General features: G+C 31.9%; 16 protein-coding genes. 5 read left to right on the top strand and 11 right to left on the bottom strand.

The window, feature by feature from the left end:
- Positions 1-15: 15 nt before the first annotated feature.
- The 11 genes from CW733_RS02110 to CW733_RS02060 form a co-directional block, all read right to left on the bottom strand.
- Positions 16-696: an SCO family protein gene (locus tag CW733_RS02110; RefSeq protein WP_100995246.1), complete on the bottom strand. Its 681-nt coding sequence runs from the start codon at positions 694-696 to the stop codon at positions 16-18.
- Entirely contained in the window at positions 656-1,288 is a 633-nt protein-coding gene (locus CW733_RS02105) for a toxin-antitoxin system YwqK family antitoxin (RefSeq protein ID WP_232730385.1), read from the bottom strand. The genes CW733_RS02110 and CW733_RS02105 overlap by 41 nt, the downstream gene beginning before the upstream one ends.
- Positions 1,254-2,081 (bottom strand): YHYH protein, encoded by an 828-nt coding sequence (locus CW733_RS02100; protein ID WP_100995244.1) that lies wholly within the window; start codon positions 2,079-2,081, stop codon positions 1,254-1,256. Before CW733_RS02100 ends, CW733_RS02105 begins: the two co-directional genes overlap by 35 nt.
- An 84-nt stretch (positions 2,082-2,165) precedes the next feature.
- The gene (locus tag CW733_RS02095) at positions 2,166-3,278 is read right to left on the bottom strand and encodes a YHYH protein (RefSeq protein ID WP_100998611.1); all 1,113 of its coding nucleotides are present in this window, start codon (positions 3,276-3,278) and stop codon (positions 2,166-2,168) included.
- A 22-nt stretch (positions 3,279-3,300) separates the two neighbouring features.
- Positions 3,301-3,828, bottom strand: a complete 528-nt coding sequence (locus tag CW733_RS02090; RefSeq protein WP_157811521.1) for an EF-hand domain-containing protein — start codon at positions 3,826-3,828, stop codon at positions 3,301-3,303.
- A 65-nt stretch (positions 3,829-3,893) separates the two neighbouring features.
- Positions 3,894-4,643, bottom strand: coding sequence for a hypothetical protein (locus CW733_RS02085; protein ID WP_100995241.1), 750 nt, complete (start codon positions 4,641-4,643; stop codon positions 3,894-3,896).
- A 115-nt stretch (positions 4,644-4,758) separates the two neighbouring features.
- Positions 4,759-6,213, bottom strand: a complete 1,455-nt coding sequence (locus CW733_RS02080) for a CotH kinase family protein (protein ID WP_100995239.1) — start codon at positions 6,211-6,213, stop codon at positions 4,759-4,761.
- Positions 6,214-6,254: 41 nt separating this feature from the next.
- On the bottom strand, positions 6,255-6,539 hold the full coding sequence (locus tag CW733_RS02075) for an EF-hand domain-containing protein (RefSeq protein WP_100995237.1): 285 nt from the start codon (positions 6,537-6,539) through the stop codon (positions 6,255-6,257).
- A 136-nt stretch (positions 6,540-6,675) separates the two neighbouring features.
- Complete coding sequence (locus CW733_RS02070; protein WP_157811520.1) at positions 6,676-7,152, bottom strand: Spy/CpxP family protein refolding chaperone; 477 nt, start codon at positions 7,150-7,152, stop codon at positions 6,676-6,678.
- An 88-nt stretch (positions 7,153-7,240) separates the two neighbouring features.
- The gene (locus tag CW733_RS02065; RefSeq protein WP_157811519.1) at positions 7,241-7,546 is read right to left on the bottom strand and encodes a hypothetical protein; all 306 of its coding nucleotides are present in this window, start codon (positions 7,544-7,546) and stop codon (positions 7,241-7,243) included.
- A 53-nt stretch (positions 7,547-7,599) separates the two neighbouring features.
- On the bottom strand, positions 7,600-8,178 hold the full coding sequence (locus CW733_RS02060; RefSeq protein ID WP_100995231.1) for an RNA polymerase sigma factor: 579 nt from the start codon (positions 8,176-8,178) through the stop codon (positions 7,600-7,602).
- Between the two features lie 188 nt (positions 8,179-8,366).
- On the opposite strand from CW733_RS02060, the gene CW733_RS02055 reads away from it, so the two are divergent.
- The 5 genes from CW733_RS02055 to CW733_RS02035 all read left to right on the top strand — a co-directional run bounded on the left by CW733_RS02055 (position 8,367) and on the right by CW733_RS02035 (position 18,248).
- Positions 8,367-9,581 carry an RsmB/NOP family class I SAM-dependent RNA methyltransferase gene (locus tag CW733_RS02055; protein WP_100995229.1) on the top strand — a complete coding sequence of 405 codons (1,215 nt, stop codon included), beginning with the start codon at positions 8,367-8,369 and terminating at the stop codon, positions 9,579-9,581.
- Between the two features lie 18 nt (positions 9,582-9,599).
- A complete protein-coding gene (locus CW733_RS02050) occupies positions 9,600-11,438 on the top strand; it encodes an endonuclease (RefSeq protein ID WP_100995227.1) in 1,839 nt (612 codons plus the stop codon).
- A 160-nt stretch (positions 11,439-11,598) separates the two neighbouring features.
- Positions 11,599-15,327, top strand: coding sequence for a phosphoribosylformylglycinamidine synthase (gene purL / locus CW733_RS02045; RefSeq protein ID WP_100995225.1), 3,729 nt, complete (start codon positions 11,599-11,601; stop codon positions 15,325-15,327).
- A gap of 81 nt (positions 15,328-15,408) precedes the next feature.
- A complete protein-coding gene (locus CW733_RS02040; protein ID WP_100995223.1) occupies positions 15,409-16,209 on the top strand; it encodes a helix-turn-helix transcriptional regulator in 801 nt (266 codons plus the stop codon).
- A gap of 263 nt (positions 16,210-16,472) precedes the next feature.
- On the top strand, positions 16,473-18,248 hold the full coding sequence (locus tag CW733_RS02035; protein WP_100995221.1) for a long-chain fatty acid--CoA ligase: 1,776 nt from the start codon (positions 16,473-16,475) through the stop codon (positions 18,246-18,248).
- Positions 18,249-18,370 lie beyond the last annotated feature (122 nt).

Here is an 18,370-nt window from a genome sequence, read left to right as displayed (position 1 = left end):
AAATTCAAAAAATAGTTAGTTATCTTTTTTCAAAGTCTTTATATCTGCTATAAGTTGTTGTACAGAAGTTTTATTGAGCCCATTATAAATACCACGAATATGTTTGTTTTTATCTATAAGCACAAAGTTTTCGGTATGTAGGAAGTCGTCTTCTGTTTTTGGCTCTCCTAAATCTTCTTCTACAAAATAAGCTTGTCTTCCTAAATCGTAAATTGTTTTACGCTCTCCTGTTACTAAATGCCATTTACTACTATTTACATTTTTAGCAATTGCATAATCTTTTAAAGCTGCAACAGAATCTATTTTTGGAGTTACTGAGTGTGATAATAATAGAATCTCATCATCATCTTTAAATTCTTCTTGTAAAATAGACATGTTAGCTGTCATTTTCGGGCAAATTCCTGGACAGGTTGTAAAGAAAAAATCTGCTACATAAATTTTATCTTTAAACGTTTCTGATGTTACTGTTACTCCTTCTTGATTAGTTAGTGAATAATCTGGTATTTTATGAAACTCTTTTGCTTCATCACTACCTGCATCTAACCAATATGGCGTAAATGTAGCGTCTTTATAGAATGGCAAACTTGCTACTCTACTTGTTTTTTCTGTTTTATTGTTACAAGCAAAAATTAATAAGAAAACTAAAAACAGTAAACTATAACTTTTTTGTTTGTACAACTTCTTCTTCCAGTTCATAACACAATCCTGCTCTTTTTAAGCCAAAAATTCGTCCGTTTTTTGCCTCATAATTATTATACAATTTTCCATTTCTACGCCAAGCGCGTTGTAAACCTTCTTCTTTTCCGTTTACAATATTTATTTCTTTAAACAACATGCCTTCTTTATACCACTGTTTTTGAACGCCATTAACTTTTCCGTTTAGGTGATTTGCTTCAGATCGAATTCTACCGTCTTTCCACCAGCTTTTTGTTGTTCCATGTTGCAATCCGTTGTTGTAGTAAGATTCAAAACTTAAGGTTTCATCTTGATACCATTTTTTATAACTTCCTTGTCTTTTACCTTCAACATAAAAAATTTCTTCAGCCTTAATTCCGTTAGGATAATTTAAAACAGAAATCCCAGAAAAGGGCTCATTGTTATAATAAATGAGCCCAATGTTGGGTTTGGAAATTAATTCAGGTTTTAATACTTCTATTAAAACACTATTATTCTCAGTATTATTTATGGCATTATTATCCTTTTCCTTGTGTTTACAAGAAAAAAATAAGACAATGCTTAATGCTAAAAATAGCTTACTGAATGTTACTTGGAGTTCCTTGATAATCACCTGGGAATAAAATATAATATGAATTTAAATATAATTCGTTTTGAATATGATAGTGATACTCTGCTGTTGTTGTATGCTGCGTAGTACTTGTATGTCCACCTGAAACATCTAAACCTGTAGCATATGCTCCTGTAGAGTTACATTTTCTTCCGTAAAGAAAGAAACCATCTGCAATTATACCTATTAACGCATCATCGTCTTCAGACCAAGCCTTAGTTTCTAAATGGTAATGGTAACTTTGTGGTCCTGTGTGAGCTGCTGTATAATCTAAAGATCCAACGGCATTGTCTAAAGGAATATTTGGTCCTTCTTCGTCATTATAAATCATTGCTCCAGATACTGCAATACCAATTGGACCTAGTCCTGTTGTACTTGAACTTGATGCTAATTGTGGATTTGCAGATACTGTTAGGCTGTAAGAACCATTAAAATCGTCTATATTTCCAGGAGCCATTTGATCGTGACTTGTAACTGTTGGCTCTACCCAATTTACATGATTTGAACTTGAAACCGTAGTCATTGTATTACCCATAGGACCTGTTATTGTTCTTGATGTTGTGTTAGACCAATATGGAGAGGTATGATTTGGCATACCATTAGATTGAATAACAACATTATCACCACTAAGTACGATATCTAAGTTGTTTGCATCAAAATCCGCAAATGCTTCATGTAATGTATTTGCAGTAGTAGCAGTACTACCGTCTGAATCTGAGTTACTGTCGTCGCTAGTACAAGCTATAGAGATAGCTATTAAAGCAAAAAACAATGTGATTTTAAAAAAGTTTTTCATAAAAAAGGGTATATTATTTTGTTTGTTTTCTATTTAGATGCTACTTAGAAATAAAACTTGCGCTTTATTTTATTTTAAAAAAAATTATCTTGGAGCTCTTCCGCCTTGTGGTCTTTTGCTATTACCATTTGCTCCTTTTTCTAATTCTTCTTTAGAAATAAAACCATCGCTATTAGTATCTATTTTAGAAAAGTCTTGTTTTAATGGTCCTTTTGCTTCTGTTTTAGATAGTTTCCCATCTTTATTAACATCCATTTGCTTAATAAGTTCTGCTGTATTTGGTCTTTCTCCTCTTCCGCCTTGAGCACTTCCTTGTTGCTCTTGTTGTGATACTTCACCCATTACACAACGACTTATATAAGGAAACTCTTCTGTTACTAAATATATGTATTTCCCATCAATTGTAATACCATTACATTCATCTAAATCTCCAGAACTATCAACATATTCGTAATCCGAGCCATAAGTTCCATCATGATGTCCTCCAACAGAAATATCTATAGTTTTACGTGCTGTATACGTACAATCTTCTCCATCCCTATTACCATTTAGCAATTTATAACTTGGCTTATATTTTCCACTTTTAGAATAATACATTGGAAATCCATCGTGAGCAAAACCTATATGTACTAAATCTTCACCAGTATCAAATTTACTAATTATAGACGTTGGAGAACCGTGATAATGGTATGCTCCTGTTGGCTGCACGTGTGCATGATTAAAATCTAATCCTAAATCTATTACATTTTGTATAGCCTCTACTCTATAATTCTCTCCTGTTTCGCATTCTACAACCTCTGCTGTTCCTGGTTCAAATTTCACACCGTTTAAGGCAACTCCTGGTTCTCTCATCCATTGTGCATTTCCTGTATATTTAGGATTTAAAGGAAAAGTATATGTTAGATTTTGAGCAGAAATAGTATTAGGGTTGCCTTGATTTGGAAACGCTCCCGTTTCATGATTTGGTAACGAATTTGTAATCATAATACGTTCGTTACCTGAAATAGTAACTTCTGTTTTTGTATCATAACTTTCGTCTTTTAAACTATAAGCTGCAAAATAGTTACTCACTTTATTTGAAGCTTCATCATCATGGCTATGATACTCTTCATCATGAGTATGTATGCTAGTATTTTTATGGCTATTACAACCAAACAAAACGGCTACTAAAATAATTGTTGAAAATTTATTTTTCATTTTAAATAGTTCTTTAAAAAAATTAATCTCTTTTTTTACGTTTTGGTTTATCGTCTTTAGCATAAAACACCTTTAATTCCTCTAGGTCTAGTTCGTTATCACTATTAGTATCGATTTCTTGAAAATTCTTAGTTAATTCTCGCTTTCTTTTTACAGCAACTTCTAATTCGTTTAATAAGCCGTCTCCATTATCATCAACTTCTTTTATTATTTTCTCGGCAGATACTTTTTTAGGTTTCTTTTTTCCTGATCTATTGTTTAAAGAATCTTTTAATTCTTGAAGATCAATAAATGAATCTTCATTACTATCTATCTCGTCAAAATCTTCAGCAATCTTTCCTCTTGTATCTTTTGAAGCTTCATCTTTATCGATAACCTCGTCATTGTTAGTATCTAATTTTGATAAAATTTCTGAAGCATCCGGTTGTCCACCTCTTTGCCCACCACCTTTTCCACCTCTACCACCTCCTCCTCCTGGAGGTCCTTGTGCGTATAAGCCTATAGTTAATAGTAATGTAAAAATTGTAAATGTTAATTTATTGTTCTTCATTTTAGTTTTCATTTAATATTTAGATGTGTAATTTAAAAATAACTTGCGCTAGACTATTACATTTTCTAAATACCTAATTCTACATTTAATTTAGATGCTATAGTTTTTGTTTTATCTCTTAAACTAATACTATTTGCTAATTGCATTTCTGTTTGTATTAACCTATCGACTAAGGCATTTTGATAGCCTCTGCTATTTAATAGGTTAATATAATTAGATTGTGTCGAAAAAGAGTTTGCTGTTTTAAAGCCGATGTCTCGATTAGAAACAATATCTAATAAAGAAACATGCAATTCTATTTCTGGTTTTAAACGGTTAGTAATAATGTTTTCAATTTTAGCTTCTTGACTATTAAAGTTATCTAACTCGTTTGGGTAAGACGCTATTAAATGTTTTAGTACTGCACTTTCTATAAATTCAAAATTATTTGTGCTATTTATAGAGTTTATTGCACCATCATGTAACTGAGTTAGCTTATAGTTAAGTAAAACAATATCCTTTTTTAATTGAGTTGTTATCTCTTCTGGCTGCAAACCAACATTTCTTATTGTGTTACTAATGGTTTTTACATTTTCTGAATATCTGTATATTGAAGAATCCAGAATTTTTAAATTAGAATCTAACTCTTCGTTTAAACTTTGATAGATTTTTTGTTCTACAATTTTATTTTTTCTTATTTCGTTTAGGCTATTAATTTTCCAGGCAATTAAAATACCGATAACAATTAAAACGATTTCGCCAAAAGCATAAATTAAGTAGCTTTTAGTTTTACCTGAAGCTATTAAAGTTCTTCTAAGTTTTCTGAATATCTTCATTCTTTACATTACTTTAAAATGACACATAATTACTTTTTTTATAAAAAAAACTCCATAATTTTTACATTATAGAGCCTTTTACTACCAACCAAAATTTTAATAAAAATAATTTAATTTAATTTAAATAATCACTTACGGCACTTGCTCTTGCTGAAACATGAGTATTAAGTTCGTTTACTGCGCTTTGAAAATCTGAGCTATTATTTAAAAATGTATAACCTTCAATTTCCGAAATTGCGTACGGCTGTACTAATGATGCATAAGTAGAATAAGTAGACTGCATTGTGCTTACATTAAACGCACCATCAGCAACTTCTTGAACATAGGTATCGTATTGAGATTTATATACAGAATCTTGATATAAATAACCAATTAATGGCCATTCGCTAGCATTTAATCCTGAAAAATCTAACGGTAAAGAACCTTCCATATTTCCATTTTCAAGTGCCTCGTTATTATCCCAAGGAATCCAAGTTAATTTACTCGTATCTGGATTATTATATAAAAAGTAATTATGTGTCATTCTACCATAAGTATCCCAATTTTGAATAACCGTATTCACTGCTAAATATTTCAAAAATACATCTGTATCTAAAACAGCATCAAGATTTGTTCTCCAAGCTACAGGATCCGTAGTTCTTGTATCGTCGTGTAAAATTGATAATAAACTTTCTACATCAGAAAAATCATCTTCATCTTCGTTTGTTTTCTTTACATATTCAGATTCATTATAAGTTCCAGCGGCAAAACTTGCTGCATCTCCATCTGGCTTATATAAATTACCATTATCGTCCAAGAACTGTTCATCTAAAACAGTATCATCCACTTCTTCAACTAAAGTATATAACCCAAAATATTCAGGTCCATTTCCATGATCTACATAAACGGTATAAAATGCGGCATGAGAAGATACTAAACCAGCATTTCTAAAAACATCTGTCGCTACTTTTTCACGAAGCATAGATTTATCGTTAAAATTATTTTTAAGACTTAGCTTTTTAAAGCCATAGAAACGTTGGTTATCAATTTGTGGATAATCATCTTCAAACTCATCGAAATCCAATTTAAACGACAGCTTTAAAATACCACTTTCCCAACTTGTTTTTAAACTTGAATTCCCTTTAAAACGAACGCCAACTCTATACCATTCTTTACCATTATAAAATACTTCTCCAGGTACAAAAATTGGATTTTCTTCATCTAATACTGTTTCACCTGGACCTCCTGGACCTCCTCCTGGGCCTCCTGACACAGAACCAAACGTTCCATACAAACTAGTCATATCGTCCAGCATACTTTGCCAACGTGTTTCTGTTATTACAATGTCAAGTCTTTTAACAGCATTGTCTTCAAAAACTTCATCAAAATTAGGATCTGCATCTTTACTATGTGTTTCTGCTGTCCAATCTGTTGCTACAAAATCGCTATCGTCTGCTTCTTCTGCCGCTTCCTCTTCTGCAACTACAGTCGCAATATCTTCATCGCTAGCACAGGCGTTAAATGTTAATATAGTGGCTCCAAATGTTACTGCTACTATAAATAGGTTTAGGTTTCTTTTTAATCTTTTCATTCTGTTTATTTTTGGTTTACTTAACTGCTAATTAGTATTTTTTACTTTCTTTCTTTTCTTTTTGGCTTTGGTGCTTTTTTAAATTCTTTTTCAGAAATAAAACCATCTTCGTCTGTATCTATTTTAGAGAAATCTTCTTTTAACGGACCTTTAAGTTCAGCCTTTGCAAGCTTCCCATCTTCATTTTTATCCATTTCTTTTAGTAGTTTACTAAATGTTGGAGGCGTTTTCTCTTGCCTGTCTTGCGATTGACCAAAAGAACTATTAGCGACTAATAGTGTTAATCCAAAAACTAATACTGCTGTTTTAAATGTGTTACTTTTCATAATCTAAATTTTATTTGTTATGTACTTTTAGATGCTACCTAAATAAATAACTTGTGCATGTTTTTGTTAAATAAAGCACAAAAAAAAGACCTTTATATAAAATAAAGGTCTTTTAAAATATTACTGTAAACAATAGCTATTCTGGTCTGCTCGGTCTTCCTCCTCTTGGACCTTCTGCTCCAGGTCCATCAGGTCTACGTGCTTTTTTTATAATATTACTAAAACGTTGTTTTTGTTCTGCATTACACAAATTATAAATACCTCGAAGCCTATTAAAAATAGCTTTTTCTTTTAAAATTTCTTTTTCCGAAATTAATCTTATTAAGCTATCTATTTCACCTTGATTAACTTCTGAAGCTGAAATTTTTTGAAACAATTCATCTTTATAAACCTTAACATTATCACCAATATTTTTCATACTGTCGTGATGATTTTTTTCTACACTCCTAAATTGCTTTAATTGTGTCTCATTTAACCCTAATGCTTTTACAATAAATTCACCATTTTCTTTTGGTCTTTTATGTTCTGGTCTTCCTAAATAGTTATATAAGAAAAAACCATTCATTATTAATAATACTAAAAGGAGAATATATAAAACGCTATTCTTTTTCATGTGTCTTTTTTATTACTTTTTTATAATCGCATGTATTTTATTAATCATTTTTATTTGCGGCAATATTTTTAATGTACTTCTTTAATCATTAATTTAAAATAGAAGATTCTTGATCTGCTGTAATTCCATAATCTGAAGCAAAACTTGTTATCGACGCTTCGTATTTAGAACTATTTATTTGTTTTACGGCATAAACATTAACAAAAATAATACAAGCTAAAGTTGCTAATTGTAACTGTGGTGTAAACCAACTCCAAATAGATACAGATACTGTTTTCTCTTTTTCGGCAAATAAAAGCTGCATAGTTTTGTCCTTAAAAAAAGGAGGCGTTTCTACAACCTCTACTGTATCAAAGACTTCTAAAGTCTTTTTAACGTTATCTTTTATATTCATATTTGTATTCATTACTATATTGTATTAGATGCGAGTTTTATAAAAAACTTGCGCTAATTGTTATTTTTATAAAAGTTTTCTAACAATTTTTGCAGACTTTTTTTAGACCTAAACATTAAAGATTCTATAGAAGGCAAGCTTTTATTTGTAATTTCACTTATCTCTTTATAACTCTTGCCATCTATTTTATTAAGCGTAAAAACAACACGCTGTGCTTCGGGCAATTGGTTAATTGCATAAAATAAAGTTTCACTTGTTTCTTTATTTTCCAGTACAACTCCGGGATGATTCATCTCTGTAAAATATGCCGTCTTGTCCATTGGTATTGCGTTTCCTGTAATAGACTGCAAAAAAGCAAAACGTTTTTTTGTATTTTTCTTTCTTATAAACTCTAAACATTTATTAGTTGTTATTCTATAAATCCAAGTGGATAATTTAGAATCACCTTTAAACTTATGTATAGAATTAAACACTTCTACAAAAACCTCTTGTGCAATATCCTCCGCATCTTCAGTATTAGGCACAAACGAAATACAAGTAGCAAATACCTTTTGTTGAAAATCGTCCAAAAGAATACTATAAGCTAGTTGGCTTTTATTTATTAATTGTTTTATGAATTCGGTTTCTGTCAAAAAATAGAATTAAAAATTATACTAATAGTATTTAGATGCAATACTAATTAAAAACTTGCGTAAAAATATTTTTTTTTGAAAAGATAACACTTTAGTTAAACGCTTCAACTATTAAACTTTTAACGTACCTTTGCAAGCTGGATTAGCCATCAAAATAACTTGATTTTTAATTCGATTAAATATTGAAAATGAGATTACACAGAAATTTATGTTTTGCTACTGTTGATGGATTATTATTAATCTTTAACGAAGGCAAGTATGCAGATAAAGTAGTACAACAACTTTTAAAACGAGATAAACGTTGGGGAAGTAGAGATCGTGGTTTTGTTGCCGAGACAACTTACGATATTGTACGTTGGAAACGTTTATATGCTGAAATTGCAGATGTAAAAGAGCCTTTTTCGCGTGACGATATTTGGCGTTTATTTGCTGTTTGGGCGACATTAAAAGGTATAAAATTACCAGATTGGACTTATTTTGAAGGTACACCAACTAGAAAAATTAAAGGCCGTTTTGATGAGTTGTCTAAAATCAGAAAAATAAAAGAGTCTTTTCCAGATTGGATGGATGAATTAATTGTATCTGAATTAGGCGAAAAAGTATGGAGCAAAGAAGCTACCGCACTTAACCAACAAGCTGATGTTATTTTAAGAGTAAACACTCTTAAAACTACTAAAGAAAAATTAAAAACTGCATTATTTGATTTAGACGTTGAAACCGAAGAATTAAAAGGTTATCCAGATGCTTTAAAACTTGCAGAACGTGGAAACGTTTTTACTACAGAAGCTTTTAAAAACGGATGGTTTGAAGTTCAAGATGCATCTTCTCAATTAGTTGCAGAATTTCTTGATGTAAAAGGTGGAATGAAAGTTGTGGATACTTGCGCAGGTGCTGGTGGAAAAACATTGCATCTTGCTGCCTTAATGGAAAACAAAGGCCAAATAATTGCAATGGATATTTATGACAATAAATTAAAAGAATTAAAGCGTCGTGCTAAACGTGCTGGAGCTCACAATATAGAAATGCGAGTGATTGATTCTACCAAACCAATTAAAAAATTATACGATAAAGCAGATCGCGTTTTAATAGATGCTCCTTGCTCTGGTTTAGGAGTTTTACGTAGAAATCCTGGTGCAAAATGGAATATGCAACCAGAATTTATTGAGAGAATTAAAAAGACACAATTAGAAATTTTAAACTCGTATTCTAGAATGGTTAAACCTGGAGGAAAGTTAGTATATGCTACGTGCTCTATTTTGCCATCTGAAAACAATGAACAAGTTGACAAATTTTTAACATCGGAAAACGGAAAAGATTTTACCTTTGTTAAAGACAAAGTAATATTATCTCACGAATCTGGTTTCGACGGATTCTATATGGCATTATTAGAAAAGAAGTCTTAAAATTAAAAATTAGTTATCATGAAACACTTTTACCTTACATTAACTTTTTTACTAACAACATTTGTTGCTATAGCGCAAATTCCTTCTGGTTATTACAACAGTGCAAATGGCTTAATAGGTTTTACCTTAAAAACAGAATTAAGAGACATTACAGCCAATGGGCATACTGCTAGAACTTACGATCAATTATACGATGGCTCTGGAGTAAGTGGCTCTCAAGGCTATGTAGATACACATTCCGATGTTAATGTTTCATCTGGAAACGTATACGAAAACGACGGAACAGTTTTAGATATGTATTCTGAAAACCCATTAGGTACAGATCCATACAACTTTACGCATAATGTAGACGAAGGTGGAAATCAAAATGCTGAAGGAGATTGCTATAATAGAGAACATTTAGTTCCTCAATCTTCTTTTAATAGTGCTTTGCCAATGCAAAGTGATATACATCATGTAATACCAACAGATTGTAGAGTGAACAATTACAGAGGAAGTTTCCCTTTTGGAAATGTAGGCTCTGTAAATTTAACTTCACTTAATGGCTCTAAAAGAGGAACAAGTTCTGCAGCAGGATATAGTGGTGTTGTTTTTGAACCTATCGATGAGTTTAAAGGAGATATTGCTAGAGCTTTATTATACTTTGCCACTCGTTACGAAAACACGATAAATGGCTACACAAGTTTCGATATGTTTAATGGTAGTAACGATCAAGTATTTTTTCCTTGGGCAATCGATACATTATTAGATTGGCATAATAACGTAGATCCTGTAGATCAAAGAGAAATAGACAGAAATAATGCAGCATTTAATTTTCAAGGAAACGCAAATCCTTTTGTAGACCATCCTGAATATGCAGATTTAATTTGGAATCCAAATCCAGATACTCAAGACCCAACAACACCAACAAATTTAGTGGCTTCTAATCCAACTGCAAGTACTGTCGATTTAACTTGGACAGCCTCAACAGATGATACTGCTGTAACAAGTTACGATATTTATGTTGACGGTGTTTTTTATGTAAACACAAGCTCTAATACAACTACGTTTACTGTAACAGGTTTAAGCCCAGAAACAACTTATATCTTTACTATTTTAGCAAAGGATGCTGCTGGCAACACCTCTAACCTAAGTGCTTCTGATACTGCAACAACACTTGCTGGAGGAGCAACAGGAACAAATTGTACAAATGAAGATTTCGAAAACATACCAGTTAATGCAGGATCTTATGCCACAAGAACTTGGACAGGAGTAGATGGTATTGCAAATGGTTGGACTGCAACAGACGCAAGAACAGATCAAGTATTAAACACAAGATCAATATGCATTAGAAACGGAACTTTAACATCACCTTCAATTAGTGGAGGTATTGGTGAACTTACAGTAACAACACAATTAACTTTTGGAGGATCTGCAGGAACTTTTGATGTTAAAGTAAATGGCGCTTCTGTTGGTTCTATTCCTTATACTGGCGATAATACAACTAGTACAACTACTACTATTTCTAATATAAATTTAACAGGAAACGTATCAGTTGTTTTAGAGAACCAATCTGCCTCAAACAGAGTTAGAATTGATGATTTATCATGGACGTGTTATTCTGCATTAAGTATTGAAGACTTTACGTTAAATACAATTAAAATATATCCAAATCCTGTTAAAGGAAACCTTTTAAATATTGAAGTAGAAGAAAACACTCGTTTTGAAATCTACTCTATATTAGGTAAGAAAATTTTAGAAGGAAACGTTACTCCTGCTAACAAACAAGTAAGTGTATCAAGATTAAACAAAGGCGTTTATATCCTCAAATTAGAAACTCCTAACGGAAGCATTTCTAAGAAATTAGTGAAAGACTAATCTTTAATAAAATATATAAAAAAAGCGATTCTAAACGAATTGCTTTTTTTTTGGTTAATAACCACGTGAATAACTATAAAATTAAGTGTCATTTTTAGTAAAAAAATCTAACTAAAAAACCTAAATTTGTGTTTTTAAAAACAACTCAAACAACTATAAAATGATTCATTTCTTCGGAAACCAAAACAGTAAACTATATGCTGTTCAAGCAACAAAAGAATTATCAACTATAACCATCTCAAAATTGATATGGTTATTTGGCGACCAACCAAAAATAAATGCAGCGTCTATAGACGCTTTTTTTATTGGTCCGCGTGCAGCCATGATAACACCTTGGAGTACCAATGCTGTAGAAATTACCCAAAATATGGGAATAGAAGGTGTTATTAGAATTGAAGAATTTGAAAGTTGTAAGCAGGATTTCAAGGATTTCGATCCTATGATTTCTGAGCAATACAAAAGCATAAATCAATACTCTTTCACTATAGATGTTAAACCTGAACCAATTCTTAATATCGAGGATATCTCAGCATATAACAAACAAGAAGGCTTAGCTTTAAACGATGAAGAAATTGAATACCTAGAAGGTGTTTCAAAAAAAATAGGACGATCATTAACAGATTCTGAAGTCTTTGGTTTTTCTCAAGTTAATAGTGAACATTGTCGTCATAAAATATTCAATGGTACTTTTATTATCGATGGTGAAGAAAAACCAACGTCTCTTTTTAAATTAATAAAAGAAACAGCAAAACAACATCCTAATGATATTGTTTCGGCTTATAAAGATAACGTGGCTTTTATTAAAGGCCCAAAAGTGGAACAATTTGCTCCTAAAACAGCAGATAAACCAGATTATTACACAACATTAGACTACGAATCTGTAATTTCTATAAAAGCAGAAACGCACAATTTCCCAACAACAGTAGAACCTTTTAATGGAGCTGCAACTGGAGCTGGTGGAGAAATTAGAGATAGACTTGCAGGTGGAAAAGGTTCTTTACCTTTAGCAGGAACTGCTGTTTACATGACCTCTTATTCTCGTTTAGAAGAAAATAGACCTTGGGAACAAAAAATGGAAGCTAGAGATTGGTTATACCAAACTCCTGTAGATATTTTAATAAAAGCTAGTAATGGTGCATCAGACTTTGGAAACAAATTTGGACAACCATTAATTTGTGGTTCGGTATTAACTTTCGAACACGAACAAGATGCTAGAAAAATTGGTTTCGATAAAGTAATTATGCAAGCTGGTGGTATTGGTTATGGTAAAGCAGATCAAGCATTAAAAGACACTCCAAAAACTGGCGACAAAATTGTAATTCTTGGTGGTGAAAACTACAGAATTGGAATGGGAGGAGCAGCTGTTTCTAGTGCAGACACTGGAGCTTTTAGCTCTGGAATTGAACTAAACGCTGTACAACGTTCTAATCCAGAAATGCAAAAACGTGCTGCAAATGCAGTTCGTGGTATGGTAGAAAGCGAAGAAAATTTTATTGTTTCTATTCACGATCATGGTGCTGGAGGACACTTAAATTGTTTAAGTGAATTAGTAGAAGATACTGGTGGAAAAATCGATTTAGATAAACTACCTGTTGGAGATCCAACGTTGTCTGCAAAAGAAATAATTGGTAACGAATCTCAAGAACGTATGGGATTAGTAATTGCCGAAGAACATTTAGATACTTTAAATAAAATTGCAGAACGCGAACGTTCTCCAATATATACTGTTGGTGAAGTTACAGGAAACCACCGTTTTACTTTCGAATCTAAAACCAAAGGTGATAAACCAATGGATTTAGCTTTAGAAGATATGTTTGGCAGCTCTCCTAAAACCATAATGAACGACATTACTGTAGATAGAAACTATGGTGGAATATCATACAATACAGATAACTTTTATAACTATTTAGACCAAGTATTACAGTTAGAAGCTGTGGCTTGTAAAGATTGGTTAACAAACAAAGTAGACCGTTGTGTTGGAGGAAAAGTAGCAAAACAACAATGCGTTGGACCACTACAAATACCATTAAATAATGTTGGAGTTATGGCTCTAGATTATAAAGGTAAAGAAGGTATTGCAACATCAATTGGCCACTCTCCTATTTCAGGACTAATAAATCCTGTCGCTGGAAGTAGAAATAGTATTACAGAGGCTTTAACAAATATTATTTGGGCACCTTTAAAAGAGGGGCTACAAAGTGTATCGCTATCTGCAAATTGGATGTGGCCTTGTAAAAATGAAGGTGAAGACGCGCGTTTATACGAAGCTGTAAAAGCAATTTCAGAATATGCTATAGATTTAGGTATTAATGTGCCAACTGGAAAAGATTCACTTTCTATGAAGCAGAAATACCCTAACGAAGAGGTTATTTCTCCTGGAACAGTAATTATTTCGGCTGCTGGTAATTGTAACGCTATTTCTAAAGTTGTTGAGCCTGTTTTCAAACAAGGAAAAGGAGACATTTATTATATTAATATTTCTCAAGATTCTTATGAATTAGGAGGGAGTTCTTTTGCGCAAATCAATAATAAAATAGGAAATACTACACCAAATGTTAAAAGTGCAGATTATGTAAAAACGGTATTTAACACCATTCAGAAATTAATAAAAGAAGAACAAATTGTTGCAGGACATGATGTTGCTTCAGGTGGTTTAATTACTACTCTTTTAGAATTATGTTTTGCAGATAACAATTTGGGTGCTGAATTAGATATTACAGCAATCAACGAAAAAGATGCATTTAAAGTATTGTTTGCAGAAAATGCAGGTATTGTTTTTCAATCTAAAGATGCTTCAATAGAAAAAGTATTAGCAGATGCTAACATAGATTTTTTCAACATAGGAAAAGTAACAGAAAGCGACACGCTAAGCGTTATTAATAACACTGAAGTTTTCACTATGACAGTATCACGTTTACGTGATGTTTGGTATAAAACATCTTTCTTATTAGACCAAAAGCAAACTGCAAATAATTTAGCTGAAGCACGTTATAACAATTATAAAAATCAGCCATTAAAATATATATTCCCTAAGCATTTTACAGGAAAATTAGAGGACGTTATTGCGAACGCAGTGAAGCAATCTCATCATAATAAAGAGATTGCCACGTCGCAAACTCCTCGCAATGACGGAAAACGACCTAAAGCTGCTATTCTTCGTGAAAAAGGTTCAAACTCTGAGCGTGAAATGGCTAATGCTATGTACTTAGCAGGTTTTGATGTTAAAGATGTACACATGACAGATTTAATATCTGGTCGTGAAACACTTGAAGATATTCAGTTTTTAGGTGCAGTTGGAGGTTTCTCTAATTCTGATGTTTTAGGTTCGGCAAAAGGTTGGGCTGGAGCTATAAAGTACAACGAGAAAGCAAATAAAGTAATTAACGATTTCTTTAATCGTGAAGACACTTTATCTATTGGTATTTGTAACGGTTGCCAATTATTTATGGAACTTGATCTTATTAATCCAGAACACGATGTACATGGAAAAATGATTCATAATGAATCTAAAAAACATGAAAGCTCGTTTACTTCTGTAGCTATTCAAAAAAATAACTCTATAATGCTATCTACTTTAGAAGGCACTACTTTAGGTGTTTGGATTTCTCATGGCGAAGGTAAATTTAACTTACCAAAAGAAGAGAATCAATATAATATTGTTGCTAAATATGGTTATGAAGGGTATCCAAATAACCCAAATGGATCAGACTTTAACACAGCAATGCTTTGTGATACAACTGGAAGACACCTAGTAACGATGCCACATATTGAACGTTCTACTTTTCAATGGAATTGGGCAAACTATCCGGAAAACAGAAAAGACGAAGTATCACCTTGGTTAGAAGCTTTTGTGAATGCTAGAAAATGGATTGAAACTACTAAACGTTAAAAAAGAGATTCTGTAATATCGTAAGTAAGATTATATATATTTTTGTAATGCTATCTAATTGATAAATTACAACCAACAAATATGATTTACAATGCTTATAAAAGTAAGAATTCATCAAATCTCATACATGAATTTTTTGAATTAAAAATCTCTAAATCAGTTTTACCACTTCAAAACAAAGTGCTCCCTCTTGGAAAGCACTCTATGGCTTATACATACAAAGGATTACACAAATTAACTGTTGCCAATAAAACATATAATGGTACTGGTCTTATTATTTCTGGACAGACCACAAAATCGTATACTTTAAATGTAGACATAGAGAGCGAATGCGCTGGTATTATGTTTCATCCAACAACTTTATATAAACTTACACAATTAAATGTTTCGCAAATTAATGATAAACATATTCCATTAGAAGAGGTTTCTAAGCCTCTTTTTAATACAATAAATTCATTTTTTTTAAGAAAACTAAAAGGAGAAGAAGCACTTAACGCCTTAGAATCTGATATAAAAAAACTTCCACTTACAATAAACAACCATACAAGAAACGTTGATAAAGCGATTGCTATTATCAACAAAAAAGATGGACAAATTTCAATTAATGATCTTTTAGAAGAAATACCAGTTTCTCAAAAAACATTAGAAACCAAGTTTAAAGAAATGGTTGGTTTAACTCCAAAAAAATATGCTAGACTATATAGGTTTAGCAGATTAATGAAGATGTACGAGCAAAGGCAATTGAAATTTAAAGATTTAGTAGAAATGTATAACTTTCACGATATTTCACACTTTTCTAAAGAATTTAAGTACTTCATGAACGAATCTCCTAAGTCTTACTTTAAAAATGAGAGCGAATTAATAAAAAAATACTTAAAATAGTAGATATTACGATTTTTTACATCCTTGTTTAATTTAAACTAATTATATTTACCTAGAATTTATGTAAAATTTATTTAATTAAATGAAAGTTAAGGGATTCATTTAAAAATAGTTAGTTATTAAATAAGCTTATATATAAAGCATAGATTCTTGCTATCAATCAATTAGCAGAGGAGCTGTTTTTAACAGCTCCTTTTTTTTCATCTTTGAAATAGAATTAAAAATCCTTACTTTGCAAGTCTTACTAACTTCCAATTAAAAGTATGACTGAAATAACTCGCCTCTTCGATTTTCCTTATTATCAACTAGAAAAATATAATCTAGAAGCCGCTTTAGTAACTAAATATGATGGAAAATGGACACCAATGTCTACCCAAGAGTATATAGACAAAGCCAATGCTGTTAGTCGAGCTTTATTAAAAATAGGAATTAAAAAAGATGATAAAATTGCACTTATCTCCACAACTAATAGAACCGAATGGAATATTATGGATATTGGTGTATTACAAACTGGTGCGCAAACCATTCCTATTTATCCAACTATTAGTGCCGAGGATTATGAATATGTATTAAACCATAGCGAAGCTATTTATTGCTTTGTATCAGACATAGATGTATTAAAAAAAGTACGCAAAGTACAAGCAAATACAAAAGTAAAAGAAGTGTACTCTTTTAATCATATAGAAGGTTGTAAACATTATTCAGAATTATTCGAGCTAGGTAAAGATGAAAGTACACAACATGAAGTACAAGCAAGAAAAGATGCGGTCTTACCTTCAGACTTAGCAACAATTATTTACACCTCTGGTACAACAGGAAAACCAAAAGGAGTAATGCTTTCTCATAATAACATAACAAGTAATGCGTTAGACGCTTCAGATCGTTTGCCGTTTATGGACAATGTAGAAAATAGAGTATTAAGTTTTTTACCTATTTGTCATGTTTTCGAACGTGTACTAATCTACCTTTATCAATATGCGGGAGCAACTATTTACTTTGCAGAAGGTATTGATAAAATTGGAGAAAATGCCAAAGAAATTAAACCAAACCTAATGAGTGTTGTACCACGATTATTAGAGAAAGTTTACGACAAAATCATGGCTAAAGCCGAAGATTTATCAGGTATAAAAAAAGCACTTTTTCATTGGGCAGTTCGTTTAGGTGAACAATGGGAACCATATGGTGCAAATGGAGCTTGGTACGAATTTCAATTAAAAATTGCGAACAAATTAATTTTCAGCAAATGGCGCGAAGCACTTGGTGGCGAACTACATACAATGGTTTCTGGCAGCGCAGCTTTACAAACTAGATTAACAAGAGTGTTTTCTGCAGCTGGAATGCAAGTGATGCAAGGTTATGGACTTACAGAGACTTCACCAGTTATCTCAGTAGAGATGTATGCCAACCAACATTTTAGAGTAGGTAGTGTAGGTAAACCAATAAAAAATGTAGAAGTTAAAATTGCTGAAGATGGCGAGTTATTAGTTAAAGGACCAAACGTAATGCTAGGTTATTTTAAAGACCCTGTAAAAACAGCAGAAGTTATGACTGGTGATTACTTCCATACAGGAGACAAAGGAGAAATAGATTCAGACGGTTTCATTAAAATTACTGGTCGTAAAAAAGAAATGTTTAAAACCTCTGGCGGAAAATATGTAATTCCACCACTTTTAGAAAATGACATGAAACAATCGCTTTTTATAGAACAAATCATGGTCGTTGGTGAAGGTGAAAAAATGCCAGCAGCTATTATCCAACCTAATTTTGAATATATAAGAGGCTGGATTAATGATAAAAATTACAAGATTGGCACATCTCAAACCGAAATTTCAGCATCTCAATTAGTAATAGATCGTATTCAAAAAGATATTACTACGTACAACCAAAACTTTGGTAAATGGGAACAAGTTAAACGTTTCGAGCTCACACCAGATGTTTGGTCTATAGATGGAGGACACCTTACGCCTACTATGAAAATGAAACGAAAAGTAATTACAGAAATCTACCAAGAACTTTATGATAAGATTTATAGGAGTTAAATTATAAAAAACCTTATAAACCTAAAATTAGCACTAGAAATAGTATTTATTTCTTAATTTACTATGCGTGCATAATAAATTTTCACTATATTTGGATTCCTAAACAAACGAATTCAATTTTA

Source organism: Lacinutrix sp. Bg11-31 (assembly GCF_002831665.1).
GTDB lineage: Bacteria > Bacteroidota > Bacteroidia > Flavobacteriales > Flavobacteriaceae > Lacinutrix.
The sequence above is the reverse complement of the archived record's forward strand: the minus strand, read 5'-3'. Positions and strand labels throughout refer to the sequence as shown.

Coding starts and splice junctions, on each gene's coding strand:
- CW733_RS02110 (WP_100995246.1), bottom strand. CDS start 696: ATGAACTGGAAGAAGAAGTTGTACAAACAAAAAAGTTATAGTTTACTG.
- CW733_RS02100 (WP_100995244.1), bottom strand. CDS start 2,081: ATGAAAAACTTTTTTAAAATCACATTGTTTTTTGCTTTAATAGCTATC.
- CW733_RS02095 (WP_100998611.1), bottom strand. CDS start 3,278: ATGAAAAATAAATTTTCAACAATTATTTTAGTAGCCGTTTTGTTTGGT.
- CW733_RS02090 (WP_157811521.1), bottom strand. CDS start 3,828: ATGAAGAACAATAAATTAACATTTACAATTTTTACATTACTATTAACT.
- CW733_RS02085 (WP_100995241.1), bottom strand. CDS start 4,643: ATGAAGATATTCAGAAAACTTAGAAGAACTTTAATAGCTTCAGGTAAA.
- CW733_RS02080 (WP_100995239.1), bottom strand. CDS start 6,213: ATGAAAAGATTAAAAAGAAACCTAAACCTATTTATAGTAGCAGTAACA.
- CW733_RS02075 (WP_100995237.1), bottom strand. CDS start 6,539: ATGAAAAGTAACACATTTAAAACAGCAGTATTAGTTTTTGGATTAACA.
- CW733_RS02070 (WP_157811520.1), bottom strand. CDS start 7,152: ATGAAAAAGAATAGCGTTTTATATATTCTCCTTTTAGTATTATTAATA.
- CW733_RS02065 (WP_157811519.1), bottom strand. CDS start 7,546: ATGAATATAAAAGATAACGTTAAAAAGACTTTAGAAGTCTTTGATACA.
- CW733_RS02055 (WP_100995229.1), top strand. CDS start 8,367: ATGAGATTACACAGAAATTTATGTTTTGCTACTGTTGATGGATTATTA.
- CW733_RS02050 (WP_100995227.1), top strand. CDS start 9,600: ATGAAACACTTTTACCTTACATTAACTTTTTTACTAACAACATTTGTT.
- purL (WP_100995225.1), top strand. CDS start 11,599: ATGATTCATTTCTTCGGAAACCAAAACAGTAAACTATATGCTGTTCAA.
- CW733_RS02040 (WP_100995223.1), top strand. CDS start 15,409: ATGATTTACAATGCTTATAAAAGTAAGAATTCATCAAATCTCATACAT.
- CW733_RS02035 (WP_100995221.1), top strand. CDS start 16,473: ATGACTGAAATAACTCGCCTCTTCGATTTTCCTTATTATCAACTAGAA.